This window comes from Paraburkholderia heleia NBRC 101817 (assembly GCF_000739775.1).
Classification (GTDB): domain Bacteria; phylum Pseudomonadota; class Gammaproteobacteria; order Burkholderiales; family Burkholderiaceae; genus Paraburkholderia; species Paraburkholderia heleia.
In genome coordinates this window covers 258488-276312 of record NZ_BBJH01000002.1, presented here as the reverse complement: position 1 = coordinate 276312, position 17825 = coordinate 258488, and the positions used below count along the sequence as shown (strand labels likewise).

Below are 17825 nucleotides of genomic sequence, written 5' to 3'. Positions count from 1 at the left end.
AGCGCGGTGACGTGTATTTGCGAACGCTGCTGATTCACGGCGCACGATCGGTCATCGCGAGCGCAAGGCATTTGCCGGAGCGCTTGCGCCAGATGCTGTCCAGGCGTCCAACGAACGTCGTTGCTGTTGTGCTCGCCAACAAGATGGCGCGAACAATCTGGGCGCTGCTGGCGTATGGCCGTACGTATCAGGTGGCACCGTCGCAGTGATCGCGCGTGAAGGCCTTTAACCCATCCACGGTTGCACAGGTGTATTGAACGATGGCAAGGACAGGTTGGACCGCGCAAAAGCTAGCCTGAGACACTTCTCGGACCTCGAGTCCGCCTTTTAGATTAGGACCTTTGCGGCGAAATCCATCGGGGCCGGCGGGCATGCCCGCGATCGAGTCCGGATATCAGTCCGCAACCACCCTCCTCGCCACACATAAACACCCTGCAAATGGGAGGCGACCATATAAGAAATGTCGGGTTCGGGGGTGCGGCGGAATTCCTGGGCCGGTTCATGTCGTCAGCCCGAGACAGACGTCTGGCCATGACATTGCATTTGCTACCGCTCGCGAACATTACGTTCCGCTACGACGCCGTGTTCATACGCATGCGCTTCGTGTTCGCCAGCGGCTCATGCTGCATCGGCCGCTTAATGAGGTCGCTCATCGCGTCGCGGATCCAGCAGTTGGCCGGCTCGTGATGAAAACGCGGATGCCAGTGCAGGTAGAAGTCATACATCGGAGCGGGAAACGGCAACGGCAGCAGCTTCACAGTCACGAATTCCGCGAAGCGCCGCCCGACCGCCTGAGGGACCGCCGCGATCATGTCCGATCCGGCGACGATGAATGGCACCCCAATAAAACGCGGCACGCTGAAACGCACGTTGATACGGATCCTGAGCCGTTCGTGCGCGCGTTCGAGCACATCCTGCTCGCGGCCATCCGGGTGGACCACCACGTGCGTGGCCTCCTTATACTGGTCGAGAGATAACGTGTCGCCGATCTGCGGATGGTCGTCGCGCGCGATGCACACGTACTCGTGCCGGTACAACGCCTTGCGCTTGAGCGATTCGCTGTTCAGCCCCGGAAAGTAGCCGATCGCGAGATCGACATCGCCGCTCGCAAGCCCCTCTTCCAGATCAGGCATGCTGAGCGCTACTGTCTTGATGCTTACGTGCGGCGCTGTTTTCGCCAGAAAACTCTGCAGGCGCGGCAGAAACACCATCTCACCGATATCCGACATGCACAGGACAAAACTACGCGACGACTCCGCTGGTCGGAACTCGGGAGCCGGCAGGATCTCGACCTGCACGAGATCGAGCAGCCGCGCGACCGGATCGCCGAGCGCCTGAGCGCGTGGCGTCGGTTCCATCCCGCGCCCGGTGCGCACAAAAAGCGGATCCCCGAACAACTCACGCAACTTCGACAGTGCATAGCTCATCGCCGGCTGGCTCAGCCCGATACTCGCGCCCGCCTGGGTCACGTGCCGCTTCTTCAGCAGCGCGTCGAAAACCTTTAACAGGTTCAGATCGACTTGACGAATATCCATAATTTGGATGATCCCTATCGACGTCACATAATTGACGGATTTTATCCCGATTCCTAACATCGTTTCCATACCAAAGGAGTGAGACGCCATGTCTGAAGGACAAAAGCCGCAACGCCCGTTGCGCAGCAATTTCCCGCGCGGGTCCTACCTCGGCGCAGTGCGTGCCGCCCAGTGGCGCAATCTCGGCATCAGCGAAGAGGACCTGACCAAACCGAAGATTGCGATCGTCAATTCGTCATCAGAACTCGCAACCTGCTTCAGCCACCTCGACGGCATCGCCGCTCAACTGAAGGACGCGATCCGCGCAGCGGGCGCGCTGCCGTTCGAAATCCGAACCGCGGCGCCAAGCGATTTCATCACCGGCGCAGGCGCGCGCGGCGCGTACATGCTGGCGGCGCGCGATCTCATTACGAACGACATCGAAGTTGCCGTTGAAGGCGCGCAGCTTGACGGCATGGTGTGCCTCGTATCGTGCGACAAGACGATCCCTGGTCAGTTGATGGCCGCAGCGCGCCTGAACGTGCCGACCATTGTGGTGGCCTGCGGCTACCAGCCGAGCGGCGAATACAAAGGAGAGCACGTCGACATCGAAGACGTGTTTGTCGGCGCGATGCATACGCTCACCGGCAAGCTGCCCGTAGAAGACCTGATCGGCATGAGCCAGAACGCCATTCGCGGCCCTGGTGTTTGCTCGGGTCTCGGCACGGCCAATTCGATGCATATCGTCTGCGAAGCGCTGGGCATGGCCCTGCCCGGTAGCACGCCGGTCGCAGCCAACAGCGAAAAAATGTTCAACCATGTGCGTGAAGCCGGCGCGCGCATCGTTCAGCTGGTCCTCGATGACCAGCGTCCGCGCGACATTCTCACGCCGGGGGCATTCGCCAACGCCGTGAAGGTGGTTCTCGCAGTCGGCGGCTCGATCAACTCCGTCAAGCATCTGCAAGCCGTTGCAACGGAGGGCCAGATAGACGTCGATATTTACAAGCTGTTCGAAGATTGCGCCGATCAAACGCCGGTACTCACGGGCGTTCGTCCGGTCGGCTCGCACACTATCGAGCAACTGGAAGCAGCAGGCGGCGCGCGTGGAGTGATGAAGCGTCTCGAATCGTTGCTGGACACGAGCGCAATGACGGTGACGGGCAAAACCGTCGCTGAAAATCTCGCTGGCGTGACAATCGCTGACGGCGACGTTATCCGTCCCGTCGATAACTCGTTCGCCAATAGCGCGGCGATTATCCTGGTGCGAGGCAACCTGGCGCCGCAAACCGGTATCGTCAAGTTCGGTATTTCACCGACCAAGGCTCGCGTATTCAAGGGCGAAGCGATCTGCTTCTGGACTTCCGATGAAGCGATCGCGGCAATCAAGGACGGTCGCGTGAGGCCCGGCAAGGTGGTCGTCATGCGGGGCGCGGGTGCTTGTGGCGGTCCGGCAATGGGCGGCGGCGCGTCGCGTGTCGTGTTCGCCATCGACGGTGCGGGCCTCGGCGAAGAAGTCGCCATGCTCACGGACGGTCACCTCTCGGGCCTCGTGTGCAAGGGTCTCGTGGTCGCGGAAGTCTCACCGGAAGCCGCAAGAGGCGGACCGCTGGCACTCGTGGAAGATGGCGACTTGATCGACATCGACCTCGATCTCCGCGTGTGCGACCTGCTCGTTGACGAGGCAGTGCTTGAACAGCGCCGAGCCGTTTGGAAAAAACCCGCGCTGGTCAACGACGCGGGTTGGCTGAAGATTTACCGCGCGACGGTCAGCGAAACTCCGCAAGGCGCCGTTCTCAACGCATCGCGCGTGCAAGAGGGTCGCTGACATGAACTGCTCATCCGTAGTCGATATTGGTACGGTGATTGAGCGGGAGCAGACGCGCAGTTTCGGCGTTCTGCTCATCATCGCGATCGCTGTGGTAATGATGACCGAAGGCTATGACCTCGCCGCAATGGCTTTCGCAGCCCCTGCACTCGGTCGCGCCTGGCATCTCGATCACGGGGTACTCGGACCTGTGTTCAGCGCGTTTGTGTTCGGTACGATGATCGGCGCATTTGCGCTCGGTTATCTCGGTGACGTGCTCGGTCGCAAACGCGTGATCATCCTCGGTAGCCTCGTGCTCGCGGTGTTCACGCTAGCGGCATCGCAAGCAACGGATCTGACCCAGCTGTTGTGGCTGCGATTCCTTGGGGGCATCGGTATTGGTGGTGTGGTGCCGAACGCGATCGCCTATATGACCGATTTTGCACCGAAGCGTCAACGCGCAACGTGGGTCACGCTGATGTACTGCGGTTATATGATCGGTAGCAGCCTGGGCGGCATCATCGCAGCGCAATTCATTCCGACGCATGGCTGGCAAGTCGTGTTCATGATCGGCGGAATTGCACCGATTCTCGCTTCGATCATGATGGCGTTCGTCGTCCCCGAGTCAATCCGGTTTCTTACCGTCAAGGCTCGCCACGCAGACGTTGCGAAAATCATTGCGCGTAGCGCGCCGGGCGTTTCGCTCACGCCTGACATGAAATTCGTGATCGCAGAAGAACCAGTTGAATCAGGGGCGTTTTCTGAATTGTTTGCGGGTTCGCTGCGCGCGATTACCCCGGTTCTGTGGCTCGTGTATATCGCCAATTCGTTCGCGCTGTTCTTCATGAGCAGCTGGTTGCCGGTGCTGATCGAACGTGTTGGCCTTTCCCCGCACGACGCGGCCCTCGTTACCACGATGTTCCAGATTGGCGGCACGGTCGGCGGTCTCGCGCTGATGCGTTTCGTTGACACTCGCGGCGCGATCGTCATTACCGTGTTGCCGATCGTTGGCATTCCAGTTGTCGCGTTGATCGGCACGGGCTTACCGGTACCGCTGCTGTGGTGCTTCGCATTCCTTTCTGGTTTCACCGTGGTCGGCACGCAATCGGGTTTGAATGCGGTTGCATCGCTGATTTACCCAACTGCACTTCGTGCAAGAGGAACGGGGACGGCAGTCAGCATTCAGAAGGTCGGTGCAATCGCGGGGCCGCTCATTGGCGGCATGCTGATTTCCGAGCATGTTCCCATCGCACAGGTTTTCTATTGGGTTGCAGTGCCGGTTGCAATCGTCGCTGTCCTCGCATTTATTTTGGGTCTGCTGCAGCGCAGCCGTGAAACCACCGCGCCTGATGCAATCTCCGAGAAAGGAATGAACCATGCCGTTTAAAGTGACCCCCATCGACTCAGCGCGCCCTGATTTTGCTGGCCTCGCAACCGGCATTGACCTGACCGCGCCTGTGAACGAAGCGCTCGCATCCCAGATCGACGATGCGATGAATCAATACGGCGTGTTGGTGTTCCGCGGTCAACCGCTGACGCAAGATCAACAGCTTGACTTTGCGCGCGGCCTCGGTCCGCTCGATGTCGGCTTCAAGCGCGTGGCTTCGCCCCATGCGCGATTGAAATATCAGGAACTCGCGGATATTTCGAACCTGAACGAAGAAGGCGAAATTGCAACCCGCAATCACCGCCGTATCGTGGGCAATCTCGCGAACCAGCTCTGGCACAGCGATAGCTCGTTTCAGAAGCCGTCCGCGCGTTACTCGATGCTGTACTGTGTCGTCCCCGCCGCGAAGGGTGGTGAAACGGAATTCGCCGATATGCGCGCGGCGTATGACGCACTCGAAGACGACCAAAAAGCCAAACTCGACGGTCTGGAAGTCGAGCACTATGCCCTGCACTCGCGTTTCTTCCTCGGCGACACGGAATACGACGAAGCCCAGCGCGCCGCACTTCCGCCGGTGCAATGGCCTATCGTTCGCGAGCACGCGGGTTCGCATCGCAAGCATCTGTACATTGGTGCACACGCAACGCAGGTGCCGGGTCTCACCGTTGCCGAGGGACGCATGATGCTGCTTGACCTGCTGGAGCATGCCACGCAGTGCCAGTTCGTCTACAAGCATTCGTGGCAAGCCGGTGACCTCGTGATCTGGGATAACCGCTGCACGCTGCATCGTGGCCGTCACTACGATTTGTCGGAGCGCCGCGAACTGCGCCGCGCAACAACCCAGGATATTGACCGAACGCCAGCCACGGCCGAGCACGGAGCGAATTAAATGCGCTTGAATGATGATGAACGCGCCATGCTCGACGGCCGCGATGGTGAGGCCGTTCACGCAGCAATGGATCTGCTGGTGCGCTACGGTGAAGCGCTCGGCGCTGAACGTCTCGTCGACACGAATAACGTCTCTGGAACGGTCGGCGCGACGATGCCGTTCCTGCGCGACTACGCATTAAAGGAAAGCGGTATGGATTCCGTGTTTTCGGAATTCAGCCTCGATACCCCAGGCAAGATCGATATTCCGAAGGTCAAGGTATTCAGCACGCACCTGCAACAGGGCCTGGATCCTGAAAACGCCCATCTTCAAGGCATTGATGAGCAAGTCGTCAAGGTCTACAAGATGGGGGAGGAGTACAAGGCCAAACTTGGCATTCAGCCCATGAATACGTGTGCGCCCTACCTCACCGGCAACGTGCCGGTGCGTGGCGAACACTGTGCCTGGATGGAATCGTCGGCCGTTATTTATATCAATGCAGTGCTCGGCGCGCGCACGAATGCTGAAGGACGTGAAAGCACAGGCGCTGCGATGCTCACGGGCAAGATTCCTTACTGGGGTCTGCACCTCGAAGAAAACCGCGCCGGCACGCACCTGATCGAACTCGATATCGAGATCAAGACGGTGCAGGACTGGGGGCTGCTCGGCTACTACATCGGTGAAGCCGTGCAGGACCAGATTCCTGTCATCGATGGCCTGAGAGGCGGTGCGAATCTCGCCAAACTGAAGCATTTCGGTGCCGCTGCCGCGTCCTCTGGCGGCGTCGAGATGTATCACATCGTGGGCCAGACGCCTGAAGCCCGCACGCGCGAAGAAGCGCTTCGGGGCCGTAAGCCGGTCGAAGTCATTCGTTACGGTGTAGCCGAACGTCGTCTTGCGTACGAGCGCGTAAACACGACTGCACGTGAATTGAAGGTCGATTTCGTGATGCTAGGTTGCCCGCACTACTCGATCGAACAGATTTGGGAAGTCTGTGAATTGCTCGAAGGCCGCAAGGTGAACGCAAATAGCTCGCTGTGGATCTTCACGGCGCGTGCAACGCGTCAACTCGCTGACCAGGCTGGCTACACGGAACGCCTGAAAAACGCGGGTGCCGTGCTGATGACGGACACCTGCTCGGCAATCGGTCGAGTCATGCCCAAGGGCACGCGTGTCGTTGCGCTGGATTCCGCCAAGCAGGCGCACTACCTGCCTGCAATCATGGGCGTCGAAGCATGGTTCGGCACGACGGCCGAATGTGTGGACGCCGCAGTCACCAGGAAATGGCAAGGATGGCTCACGACATGAGCAAACGAACAGTTGAAGCGGCAGACGAAGTCAAGATCGTTCTGCACGGCCGCAAAGTGGTGGGCGGCGTGGTTGAAGGTGAAGCCCTCGTGACGCGTGAACAGATTTCGGGTTGGGGTGGTATCGATCCGCGTACCGGCAGCGTCATCGAAACACGTCACGAGCTTCGCGGCCAAAGCTTCGCGGGCAAGGTGCTCGTGTGTCCGGGTGCGAAAGGATCGTCGGGCTGGTCGAGCCAATTCCACATCGCGCGCCTCATGGGGACTGCCCCGGCTGCGATGTTGTTCAACCAGATGACCACCAAGATTGCATTAGGTGCTGTGGTGACGCATGCCCCGTCTGTTACCGATTTCGACATCGATCCACTCGACGTGATTGAAACGGGCGATTGGGTAAAGGTGGATGCCAATCGGGGCATTGTAGAAGTGACCCGGCGCAGGCGAGATTAGCAGCGAGACTTAAAGCGGAAATGAATGCGGCGGGGCTTCTCCCGCGCACGCCAGATTTTATGGAGAAGTACGGTGGCACGAGAAACCAAAATTGTCCAAAGTAACGAAAAGTCGAAGAGCTGGAAACTGCAAGCGGACCTTTGTATCGTAGGCGCGGGAATTTCCGGCATTTCCGCTGCGCTCGAAGCAGCCAGACTCGGCCGCAAAGTCGTACTCGTCGATAGCCTTCCGGCGCTCGGCGGTCAGGCTGTCAATTCGGTTATCGGTACGTTCTGCGGTCTTTTTTCCAATGGCCCGAAGCGCTTCCAGGTAACGCACGGTATTGCGGATGGCATCCTGAAGGACCTCGGCGCGCAAGGCGCGCTGAACTACAAGGAAGGCCCGCTCACGACCGTCGTTCTGTATGACGAAGTCGCACTCGCCCGCTGGATCGACAAACAAATTCTCACGTCAGGCGTAACGCTCGTGCTCGGCGCAGTGCTGCGCGAGGTGAAACGCGAAGGTTCGCGCGTGCAGGAACTCGAAGCCGCAACGCGCTATGGTGACGTTCGCGTTGCGGCGAATGGCTTCGTTGACGCCAGCGGCGACGCCGCTCTCACCTATCTCGCGGGTTTCGATTGCCAGGAGCCGGTCACGCACGTCCAGGGTACGCAGATGTTCGTGGTCGAAGGACTGGACGAAACGAACCTTCCAACCTATCCGGAATTCCGCGAACGTGTCGAAGCGCGTGCCCACGTCTATGGCCTCAAACGCAAAGACGGTCTGATGTTCTACCTGCGCGGCACCGGCGTCGCGATGGCGAACATGACGCACATCGAAACGCCGCTTGACCCGATTGAAGCCTCACGTATTGCCCTTTCGGGCCGCGATCAAGCGGATGTTGCATATGAATTCCTGAAGGGCGAATACCCGGAGATCTACAAGAATTCCCGTATCCGCGCGTACGCTCTGCCGGGCGTCCGTCAAACACGCTGGATCGTCGGCGAGCAACAACTGACTTCCGATGACGTCATCCGGGCCGTCAAATTCGACGATGCCGTGACGCGTACCTCCTGGCCTATCGAACTGCACGACCGCGCGGATGGTTACGTGTGGGAGCCGTTCGGTGATGATCACCTGCACACGGTCCCGTTCGGCAGCCTGGTGGTCAAGGGCGCAGAAAACCTGCTCGCCGCGGGTCGCTGTATCGACGCGGATGCAACGGCATTGTCGAGCGTTCGGGTGATGGGTCCGTGTATCGCGATGGGTGCAGCGGTTGCGCACGCATTCGATCTCGCCGACGGCAATGCCATCTCGACGGTGGATCGCAAGGCTTTGCGCGAACGCCTGTTCGACAACGTGGATCGCATTGATCCTCCGCACCTGAAGGACTAGTCCATTGAACCAATGAAATTACACTGATTTTCAGTGCGTGGGAAAACTGAATCTGCGTGAAACCGATGGCGAAGAATTGATGTCGATGCAGCGCGGCCGCACGATGGTCGTTAGCCAGGTGAGGCGCGCGCAGTTTATCTTCCTGCTCGACGAGAGGGCTTCGCGTGCGGCGATCATGGGCGGAATTTCGTTGCGATGCGCGCTTCGTGGCAAATGCGCTTCACCAGTGAGCGTTTGGCGGACTTGTACGGTAGACATCCAGTCCGGGCGCCACGACCTGACCTGGCGGGCCTTAAAGCCAGAGTGTGCGACTACACGCCCAGCCGCGCGGAAAGAGATTCACCTGATCTGCAACAACGTGAGCAGCCGCAAAACCGACGCCGTTCAAATATTACTGGCTGACCATCCGAAGGTCTCGACACATTACACCCCTACGTATTCGCCATGGCTAAATCAGATCGAGAACTGGTTTTTTCCGCATCCAGCGCGACGTCATTGCACGTGGTGTATTTACCTGCACCAAGGATCTCGACAAAAGCTCATGCGCTATATACGTCAATACAACAAACAGGCGCTTCCAATGAAATTGAAGTACTTCGATCCATCGTGGCGAATCCGGTGCAATTCATCCGGTTCAACGGACTAGTGCAGCAAAGAGCCGATGACTCCGGGTCGCCGGCATGAAGAAACACTGCGCAGCGTACTGGCGATGGCTGGTACCTGACGCAGCGTTCAAAAGGAGGAGACAATGACTCAAGCATTAAATGCTGGGCGCACGATTGACGTGTCGCGTCTCATCGAGGAGCAAAAGGTCGGTTGGTTCGCAGTTGTCGTGATCTTCAGCGCGTGGCTCATCATGCTCACTGACGGTTACGAACTCGGCGCACTCGCCTACGCTGCACCTTCGCTCATCAAGTCGTGGAGCATTCAACGTAGCGCACTGGGTCCGGTATTCGGCGCGAACATCTTCGGCATCATGGTGGGCTCGATCCTGTTCGGCTGGATCGGCGACAAGATCGGCCGTAAACGTGCCATTCTGTTCGGTGCCGTGTTTTACGGTCTAGTGACGCTTTCAACCGCATGGGCCACCACCGTTGATCATCTTCTGTGGCTGCGATTCACCGCAGGCATCGGCATCGGCGGCGCTGTGCCTAATGCGTTCGTGCTCGTGTCGGAATTCGCCCCGAAACGACTGCGCGCCACCTGGGTGACGACGATGTTCACCGGCTATACGCTGGGTGCGGGTTTCGGTGGCGGTGTTGCTGTTGGGCTCGTTCCCAGGTTTGGTTGGTCCGCCGTATTTGTGGTTGGCGGTCTCGCGCCGATCATCGCGGCCTGCGTTCTGTCCTTCGTCATGCACGAATCGCTGCGCTACCAGGTGCTTAACAACTGGCCGCAAGCAGGGATTACAAAAACGCTCAAGCGCCTCGCGCCTACCTTGCCAATTCCCGCCGATGCCAAATTCATCGTTAGCGATGAACGCAACGTTACCCGGTTCAAAGTAAGCATGCTGTTCATGGGCAACCTGCGTTACATCACCACGACGCTGTGGCTTGCCTACATTGCTAATTCGATGGCGCTGTTTTTCTTGCAGAACTGGCTCCCCGTCCTGATCGAAGCAACCGGTATCGATGCGCACCATGCGGCGCTGATTTCCACGCTGTTTTCTATCGGCGGTACGGTGGGTAGCCTGATTTTGATGCGCTTCATCGACAAGCACGGTGTCAAGCTCGTTACGATCCTTCCGCTTATCGGTTTCCCGCTCGTTGCGGCGCTCGGCATGGGCTTCAGTGCAGGCGTGCTGACCGCAATTGTATTCGGTGTGGGTTTCTGTGTGTCCGGCACGCAATCGGGCTTGAATGCCGTGAGCTCGATGGTCTACCCCACCAGCTTTCGCGCGAAGGGCACGGGTACTGCAATTGGTGTCGCAAAAATCGGTTCGATTTCCGGCCCGATGATTGGCGGCGCGCTGCTCGCCGGTCATGTTCCCGTTGCGCAATTGTTTCAGTTCGCGGCGATCCCGGTTATGGCGGTGACCGTGCTGATTTTTATTCTCGGACGCGCGTACCGTGGCTCAGATGACACTTCCGAAGAAGTCGTAGCGGAAGCCGCTCATTAGCGATTTTTGATTATCGTTGTTTTAATATAAATAATTAAAATCTATTTAAATAAAAATTATTCTATCTGGAAGCGAGACAATGAAGATTGCAATCTGTACTGCCGCCGTTCTGGCCGCCTGTGCGTCGCCGATGGTGGCTCAAGCGCAAAGCTCGGTGACGCTGTACGGCATCATCGACAACGGTATTGCGTATACGAACTCAGTCGCCTCTTCGATCAGCACGAAAGGCGCATCGCGCTGGTCGATGCAAACCGGCTGGGGTAGCGGTGACCGTGTCGGCTTCACGGGTCGTGAAGACCTCGGCGGTGGCCTCGCCGCAATTTTCACGCTGGAGATGGGCTTCAGCGCACTGAACGGCACTTCGTCGCAAGGTGGCCGTCTATTCGGTCGTCAGGCGTTCGTCGGCGTGGATTCAAGCGCGTATGGCCGCTTCACGATGGGTCGCCAGTACGACTTCACCTTTGACTACATCGCCCCGATGCTCTCGTGGCTTCAGTTCGGCAGTATCTACGGCGCACACGTCGGCGACGTGGATGACACGTTCCAGACGGTGCGTCTGAACAACACCGTCAAGTATGAAGTCAGTCCGCTTCAAGGCTTGAGGCTCGGCGCGATCTACGCTTTCAGTAATCAGGCGGGTGGCACTGACGGTCAAGGCTTCGCCAACAACCGCGCGTTCGGCTTTGGCGCCATGTACAAGCGCGGCGGCTTGCACGCGGCAGCGACTTTCCTGCAAATGGATCAGCCTTCGGCGGGCCAACCTGGCGGCAGCAACCCGAACGGCGCGAACGGCGGCGAATACACTTTCTCGACGGCGATCTTCTACAACGCGGGTTTTGTGGAGCGTCAACGTGTTGCGGCTCTCGGCGCCGGCTATGACTTCGGCCAGTTGTCGGTTAACGCTGTCGTTACCGATACACGTCTGAACTACAGGGGTGATCATTCCATGCGCGTGGACAATTACGAAGTCAATACGCGGTACATGTTCACGCCGGCGATTTCGGCAGGTATTGGCTACATCTTCACCGATGCCTCGGGCTATACCGGCGCGGGGGCTACGTCGTACGCGCGCGGCAGCCATCCGCGCTGGCATCAGATCGATGCTGGCGCCTCGTATCTTCTGTCCAAGCGCACCGATCTCCACGCGTCCATCGTTTTCCAGCGCCAGGCTGGCGACTCGGATGCAACCGCGATCAACTTCTTCGGTCCGGCTGGTACGAACCAGAAAAACCAGATCGCAATCTTGGCGGGGCTACGTCACCGGTTCTGATACGACGCGTCGCGAGGTAGCGTCCGCAACGACAATTTGCGGACGCTACCGGTGCAGCACTTCGCAGTGTCCGCTTCGACCGCCGCGCCCACCAGTACCGTTGACGCAAACTCACGACCCACGCCAGTTCGTTGCCTGCTCTGCACTGCCAAGTCCGAACACCGGGATGGGCGTGGTGGTCGAATTGCCGGGCCGCGCATTGGTAGATTAGCGACATATGCACATCGGTCCGCATCGAGAAGGCATAGTCTATTCCGGTATCGATCTGGCGCCACTTCGGATGTTGCCCGCGGCATACGAGTTGATGCCGGGCCCGTGAAGCCGAGACCATCCTTGAAGATGCGTACAACGGCGCGCGAGTGGCGCGACGATACTGGAAAACTTCATGCAGTTTTATGCAATTGACTGCCCGAGGTTCATGGTTAATCTGCCCGTCGGAGAGGAAATTCCGTACCTCCCCGCGGAGATGACGGGTGTTCTACGGCATGGCTTGCTTCTTTGTTATCCCGCCCGGCGTAATAAGAGATATCACCGGTCCCTTTGCTGCCTTTTTCGGCAGAATCTAGCGCCGAACACTGAAGATTCGCAGGCGTTCATCGCGCAATCCGGAGATACCGCGGACGTGCTGCGTGCGGGTCACGGCCTGTTGCTCTACCGTGAGGAATAAAGGTCCTGTTCACGCGGCACCAGACCTCGTGCGCGATCGCTCCTGACGATGGGAAGCCGCACGCCTTCCCGCTCCAGCAGATCGCTCTGTCGGCGCCGCATGGCTGACGAAGTCGAAAGCCAAATAAAAATCGGCGTGACTGACTGCGACCATGGCTCTCCTCCCATAGGGTCGTAACGTCCGAGAGGCGACCGCCCAAGGCCGCGCGTTCGCCGCGAGTGCAACAGCCGCCACGTTCGTTGGAAGCCAGGACGGCATCTGGCTTTGAAATGTCCGGTTTCCGGCCGCCGCGCAGGAGCCGAATCACCGCCCCTGTTGCTGAGCCGCCTGCTCGATCAGCGCGGCCACGTCCTTCGGATGCGATTCGTAAGCCGAATGGCTGGCGCCATCGATTTCCACCGTCTTGGCGTGAGCCCGCTTCGCATACATGCGTTCGAGGTCCGGGTTGATGATCTTGTCCGCCTTCGCGACCAGATAAAACGTGGGCTTGATTTTCCATGCCGGATCCGGAATCTCCGACGCGAATACACTTGCCGCGGTCGGCATTTGTTCATGGGCCTCGAATTCGGCCTGCGCAACCGGAAGGTCGGCGGCAAAATCGCGCGCATAGTCGGCGGGATTCAGATACAGATAGTCGTCGGCTGTCTTCACGATGTCCCCATGGGGCGTCGTGTCCGGATAACGCTTGCCATTCGAGACTTCGGTTTCGCCGGCATCGAGCGCATGAGCAGCAATGTAGACGAGCGACTTCACGTGTTCGTCGTTGCCCGCCTCCGTGATGATCGCGCCGCCGTGGCTATGGCCGACGAGCACGCATGGACCATCCAGGCTATCGATGACGCGCTTCGTAGCTGTCACGTCTTCCGTGAATGATGTCAGCGGCTCTTGCACGAGCGTGACGGTGTAGCGGTCCTTCGTGAGGATGTCGTAGACCGGACAACACGGCCAGTCTAAAAAGCTGCCTCGACCGAGAGGGTTACCCAGTCATTACGAACAAATGACGTACCCGCGCCGGGACATCAAATCAAAGGGACGGAAGATTCGTTATTTTCTTGTAATGACTGGGTAATCTTGGCGACCGGAGTGCCTACCTACACTGCAACCACGCAGTAACGCCTTGCCTCGCCTGGCCATGTTCCAGGTCGCCCGTTCCTGAACCTGTGTTCGGGTCCATGCACAGTCGATGCTGCGACTTTCCTTCCCGACTCATCCGCTTTACTGATATATAGGAGTATCGATCATGTCCAGGCTTCTTCTCAGCATTCTCGTCGCGGCTTCTGCGGTTGCCGTCCCGGCATATAGCTTCGCGCAGTCCAATCAACCCGTGACCCGCGCCGAAGTGCGTGCGGATCTCGTGCGTGTCGAGCAGGCCGGATACAGCCCGGGCCGTGGCGACGACATCGACTATCCCGCTGACATTCAGGCTGCGGAAGCGAAAGTCGCAGCGGCACAATACGCGCAAGATTCGGCGCAACGCGACGTGGGTGGCGTATCCATGGCGGGCACCTCGGCCGCGGGTTCGCGTACGCACACGCCCGCACCGCCCGTCTGTGTTGGCCCGGCCAGCTTTTGCACGACGTATTTTGGTAGCTGAATCGCCGGTGCAGTGTGTTGAGTGACCCTGTTGAGATCGGCTCGCCTTCCATGAACGCCGAGCCGATCTCACCCAATCATTACAGAAAGATGACGAGGCGCAGCCTGTTCTCCCCGTTGTTTCTTGCGCAATCAGCCGACATGGGCAGCCCCGTTAGAGTGCAGGCAATCAATGCTGCGGAATCTTCCCGCCGAGTTCATCGTCGACGAATGCACGCACGATATCCTTGAACGACGCGTCGCCCTGCAGGCCAAGCTGGACCGCGCGCGCCGTGTCCCACTGCGCAGGCCAGCTGCCGACGATCTTCTCCACACGCTCATCCGCCTTCCATGCGATCCGTGCCGCAACGGCATCGCCCGCCACTTCGCGCAGCGCGGCAATCATTTCGTCGACCGTCACCGACACGCCCGGCAGATTCACCGTACGCCGGTTGCCGAGGGCCGCGCCATCGATCTCGCATCCGGCAACGAGACATGCGATCGCCTTGCGCGGCGACAGCAGCCACAGCCGCGTCGAACCGCTCACCGGGCACACGGCCGGTTCACCGTTCAGCGGCTCGCGAATGATGCCACTGGCAAACGAGGATGCCGCCGCATTCGGCTTGCCCGGCCGCACGCTGATGGTCGGCAGACGCAGGACGCGCCCATCGACGAAGCCGCGTCGCGAGAAGTCGTTGAGCAGCAATTCGGCTACGGCCTTTTGCGCACCATACGAGGACTGCGGATTCAACGCGGTCTCATCGCGGACAACATCGGGCAGATCGCCGCCGTAGACTGCGACCGAACTCGTGAACACGACTCGCGGCCGATGCCCGCGCTCACGGCACACGTCGAGCAGCAGCCGCGACGCGTCGAGATTGATGCGCATGCCGAGATCGAAGTCCGCTTCCGCCTGGCCGCTGACAATCGCCGCGAGATGGAAAATCGCCGACGTCCTGTCGTCGATCAGACGTTCGAGCACGCCGCGTTCGGCAATGTCACCGACTTCGACACGCACGCGATCGTCAGCCGGTCCCGGCGCCGCTACGACGTCGAGCAACACCAGTTCGGTGATCGGCTCGCGCCGTCCGTGCGCGCCCAACAGTGCGCCGCGTGCGAGCAGTTCGCGCGCGAGACGCTGGCCGAGAAATCCCGCGCCGCCCGTGATCAATACTTTCATGTCGCTGTTGTTCCTCAGTGTGTGCCAGGGCCCGTTCTCAAGCCCGTTATGAATGTGGAATGTGAACAGGCCCTGTTGCGCTCAGCTACGCGCCTTAACGTACGGCCTGATCCATCCAAGCCCATCGGAAGTGCCTGCGCGCGGCCGGTATTCGCAACCGATCCAGCCGTCGTAGCCGAGCGCGTCGATCAGCGAGAACAGATACGGGTAGTTCACTTCACCGATATCCGGCTCGTGCCGCTCGGGCACGCCGGCAATCTGGATATGCCCGATGCCCTGCATGTCGCGCTTGAGCTTGACGGCGAGATCGCCTTCGACGATCTGGCAGTGGTACAGATCGAACTGCACTTTCAGGTTCGGCGCGCCGACTTCCGCGCAGATGGCCTGCGCATCGTCTTGCCGGTTCAGAAAGAAACCGGGAATATCGCGCGTATTGATCGGCTCGATGACGACGGTGATGCCATGAGCCTGGGCTGCCTGCGCCGCATAGGCGAGATTCTTCAGATACACCTCGCGATGCGCGGCGCGCGGTTGTTCCGGCTCGATCAATCCGGCCATCACGTGCAGTTTGTCGTTGCCGAGTACCCGCGCGTAATCAAGTGCTGTCTCGATACTGCGCCGAAACTCGCCCTCGCGGCCCGGCAACGATGCGATGCCGCGTTCGCCCGCCGCCCAGTCGCCAGGCGGTGCATTGAACAGCGCCTGAGTGAGCCCGTTATCGTCGAGACGCCGCTTGATGTCGGCGGCCGAAAATTGATAGGGGAACAGAAACTCCACGGCCTCGAAGCCGTCGCGAGCGGCGGCGGCGAAACGGTCGAGAAATGCGTGTTCGTTGTACATCATCGAAAGATTGGCGGCGAAACGTGGCATCGAAGCGACTCCTTGAATACGGTTAGCGGTTCACGAGCCGCGCGGGCGTCAGCCAGACGGCGAGCGCGCCAATCACGAGCATCGCGGCAAGCACGTACATGCCGGACTGCGTGCTGTGCGTGAGATCCTTAAGATAGCCGATCATGTAAGGGCTGGCGAAGCCCGCCAGATTGCCGATCGAATTGATGATCGCGATGCCCGCTGCCGCCGTCGCGCCGGACATGAACGCCGTGGGCAGCGACCAGAAAAGCGGCGCGCAGGTCAGCACGCCCGCAGCGGCGATCGACAGGAACGCAATCGATACCGCCGTGTTGTTCGCGAACGACGCCGCGACCGTGAAGCCGACCGCGCCCGCCAGCGCCGGCCCGATCAGATGCCAGCGGCGCTCGCGGCGCTTGTCCGCGCTGTGGCCCATCACGTTCATCACGACGATGGCGACGAGAAACGGAATCGCGCTCAGAATGCCGATTTCGAACGCACCCGCCACGCCGGTCGATTTCACGAGCGTCGGCATCCAGAACGTGAGTCCGTACTGGCCGGTGACGAACGCGAAATAGATCAGCGACATCCACCACGTGCGCGGATCGCGGAACACGGCGCCCAGCGAATGCGACTTCGCGGCTTCTTGCGGCTGCGCCGCGATCTCGTCGGCGAGCAGTTTCTTTTCGCGCGGCGTCAGCCATTTCGCGCCGGCGATGCCGTTGTCGAGGTACAGGATCGTCGCGATGCCGATGGCGATGGCAGGCACCGCTTCGATCACGAACATCCATTGCCAGCCTGCGAAGCCGTGACGGGAATCGAACGTCTGCATGATCCAGCCCGACAGCGGATTGCCGAAAATGCCGGAAACCGGAATTGCCGACATGAACACTGCAATGATCTTCGCGCGGCGATGCGATGGGAACCAGTACGTGAGATACAGGATGACGCCCGGATAGAACCCTGCTTCGGCGAGACCGAGCAGGAAGCGCAGCGCATAGAACTGCAGGGGAGTCCGAACGAACACGAACACGGCGGAAAGCAGCCCCCACGTAATCATGATGCGCGCAATCCAGATGCGCGCGCCGAGCCGGTGCATCAGGATGTTGCTGGGCAGTTCGAAGAGAAAATAACCGACGAAAAACACGCCCGCACCGAGACCGAACACGGTTTCGCTGAACGCGAGGTCTTGCGACATTTGCAGCTTCGCAAAGCCCACATTGACGCGGTCCAGATACGCGACCACATAACACAGCATCAGAAACGGCACGATGCGCCAGAACACCTTGCCGTAGGTGCGTTCGATCTCGGCGATGCCGGGTTGCCCGGCAGCGCCGGCGGTGGATACAGGGCGAACGGATGCAGCCTGATAGCTTGTCATGCGTTGTCTCCTTTGGTGTGGCGCCGGTTGCAGGCCGCCCGCTTCGTGCCGGACGGCCCTCCGGCTTTTTTGCCTGAGGTGGG

Annotated in this window: 15 protein-coding genes and 1 pseudogene; 11 read left to right on the top strand and 5 right to left on the bottom strand. The window is 59.7% G+C overall.

Annotation, left to right across the window (positions count from 1 at the left end):
- Positions 1 to 209: pseudogene (locus tag BHE01S_RS38740) on the top strand (IS110 family transposase); the annotation flags it as partial.
- A 363-nt stretch (positions 210 to 572) separates the two neighbouring features.
- On the opposite strand, the gene BHE01S_RS01945 reads toward BHE01S_RS38740, so the two are convergent.
- Entirely contained in the window at positions 573 to 1595 is a 1023-nt protein-coding gene (locus BHE01S_RS01945) for a LysR family transcriptional regulator (protein WP_245639611.1), read from the bottom strand.
- 28 nt (positions 1596 to 1623) lie between these two features.
- Here BHE01S_RS01945 and ilvD point away from each other — a divergent pair, with 28 nt between their 5' ends.
- The 9 genes from ilvD (at position 1624) to BHE01S_RS01905 (ending at position 12093) form a co-directional block, all read left to right on the top strand.
- Positions 1624 to 3339 carry a dihydroxy-acid dehydratase gene (gene ilvD, locus BHE01S_RS01940; RefSeq protein WP_042259893.1) on the top strand — a complete coding sequence of 572 codons (1716 nt, stop codon included), beginning with the start codon at positions 1624 to 1626 and terminating at the stop codon, positions 3337 to 3339.
- Between the two features lies 1 nt (position 3340).
- Entirely contained in the window at positions 3341 to 4705 is a 1365-nt protein-coding gene (locus tag BHE01S_RS01935) for an MFS transporter (RefSeq protein WP_042259891.1), read from the top strand.
- Entirely contained in the window at positions 4695 to 5594 is a 900-nt protein-coding gene (locus BHE01S_RS01930; RefSeq protein WP_042259889.1) for a TauD/TfdA dioxygenase family protein, read from the top strand. Before BHE01S_RS01935 ends, BHE01S_RS01930 begins: the two co-directional genes overlap by 11 nt.
- Positions 5595 to 6881, top strand: a complete 1287-nt coding sequence (locus tag BHE01S_RS01925) for an aconitase X (RefSeq protein ID WP_042259887.1) — start codon at positions 5595 to 5597, stop codon at positions 6879 to 6881.
- Positions 6878 to 7330: an aconitase X swivel domain-containing protein gene (locus tag BHE01S_RS01920; RefSeq protein WP_042260005.1), complete on the top strand. Its 453-nt coding sequence runs from the start codon at positions 6878 to 6880 to the stop codon at positions 7328 to 7330. Before BHE01S_RS01925 ends, BHE01S_RS01920 begins: the two co-directional genes overlap by 4 nt.
- A gap of 24 nt (positions 7331 to 7354) precedes the next feature.
- Positions 7355 to 8704, top strand: a complete 1350-nt coding sequence (locus tag BHE01S_RS01915) for an FAD-dependent oxidoreductase (protein WP_042259886.1) — start codon at positions 7355 to 7357, stop codon at positions 8702 to 8704.
- A 37-nt stretch (positions 8705 to 8741) separates the two neighbouring features.
- Positions 8742 to 9350, top strand: coding sequence for a transposase (locus BHE01S_RS36385; RefSeq protein ID WP_245639610.1), 609 nt, complete (start codon positions 8742 to 8744; stop codon positions 9348 to 9350).
- A 102-nt stretch (positions 9351 to 9452) separates the two neighbouring features.
- Complete coding sequence (locus tag BHE01S_RS01910) at positions 9453 to 10823, top strand: MFS transporter (RefSeq protein WP_042259883.1); 1371 nt, start codon at positions 9453 to 9455, stop codon at positions 10821 to 10823.
- Between the two features lie 79 nt (positions 10824 to 10902).
- Complete coding sequence (locus BHE01S_RS01905) at positions 10903 to 12093, top strand: porin (RefSeq protein WP_042259881.1); 1191 nt, start codon at positions 10903 to 10905, stop codon at positions 12091 to 12093.
- 970 nt (positions 12094 to 13063) lie between these two features.
- Here BHE01S_RS01905 and BHE01S_RS01900 read toward each other — a convergent pair.
- Positions 13064 to 13651: an alpha/beta hydrolase gene (locus BHE01S_RS01900; RefSeq protein WP_281177733.1), complete on the bottom strand. Its 588-nt coding sequence runs from the start codon at positions 13649 to 13651 to the stop codon at positions 13064 to 13066.
- Between the two features lie 349 nt (positions 13652 to 14000).
- Here BHE01S_RS01900 and BHE01S_RS01895 point away from each other — a divergent pair, with 349 nt between their 5' ends.
- The gene (locus tag BHE01S_RS01895) at positions 14001 to 14354 is read left to right on the top strand and encodes a DUF4148 domain-containing protein (protein WP_042259879.1); all 354 of its coding nucleotides are present in this window, start codon (positions 14001 to 14003) and stop codon (positions 14352 to 14354) included.
- A 168-nt stretch (positions 14355 to 14522) separates the two neighbouring features.
- Here the strand turns inward: BHE01S_RS01895 and denD are convergent, their stop codons facing one another.
- From denD to BHE01S_RS01880, 3 genes are all read right to left on the bottom strand, one after another.
- Positions 14523 to 15512 carry a D-erythronate dehydrogenase gene (denD, locus tag BHE01S_RS01890; RefSeq protein ID WP_042259877.1) on the bottom strand — a complete coding sequence of 330 codons (990 nt, stop codon included), beginning with the start codon at positions 15510 to 15512 and terminating at the stop codon, positions 14523 to 14525.
- Positions 15513 to 15593: 81 nt separating this feature from the next.
- Complete coding sequence (gene otnI / locus BHE01S_RS01885; RefSeq protein WP_042259876.1) at positions 15594 to 16382, bottom strand: 2-oxo-tetronate isomerase; 789 nt, start codon at positions 16380 to 16382, stop codon at positions 15594 to 15596.
- A 22-nt stretch (positions 16383 to 16404) separates the two neighbouring features.
- Positions 16405 to 17742 (bottom strand): MFS transporter, encoded by a 1338-nt coding sequence (locus BHE01S_RS01880; protein WP_042259874.1) that lies wholly within the window; start codon positions 17740 to 17742, stop codon positions 16405 to 16407.
- Positions 17743 to 17825 lie beyond the last annotated feature (83 nt).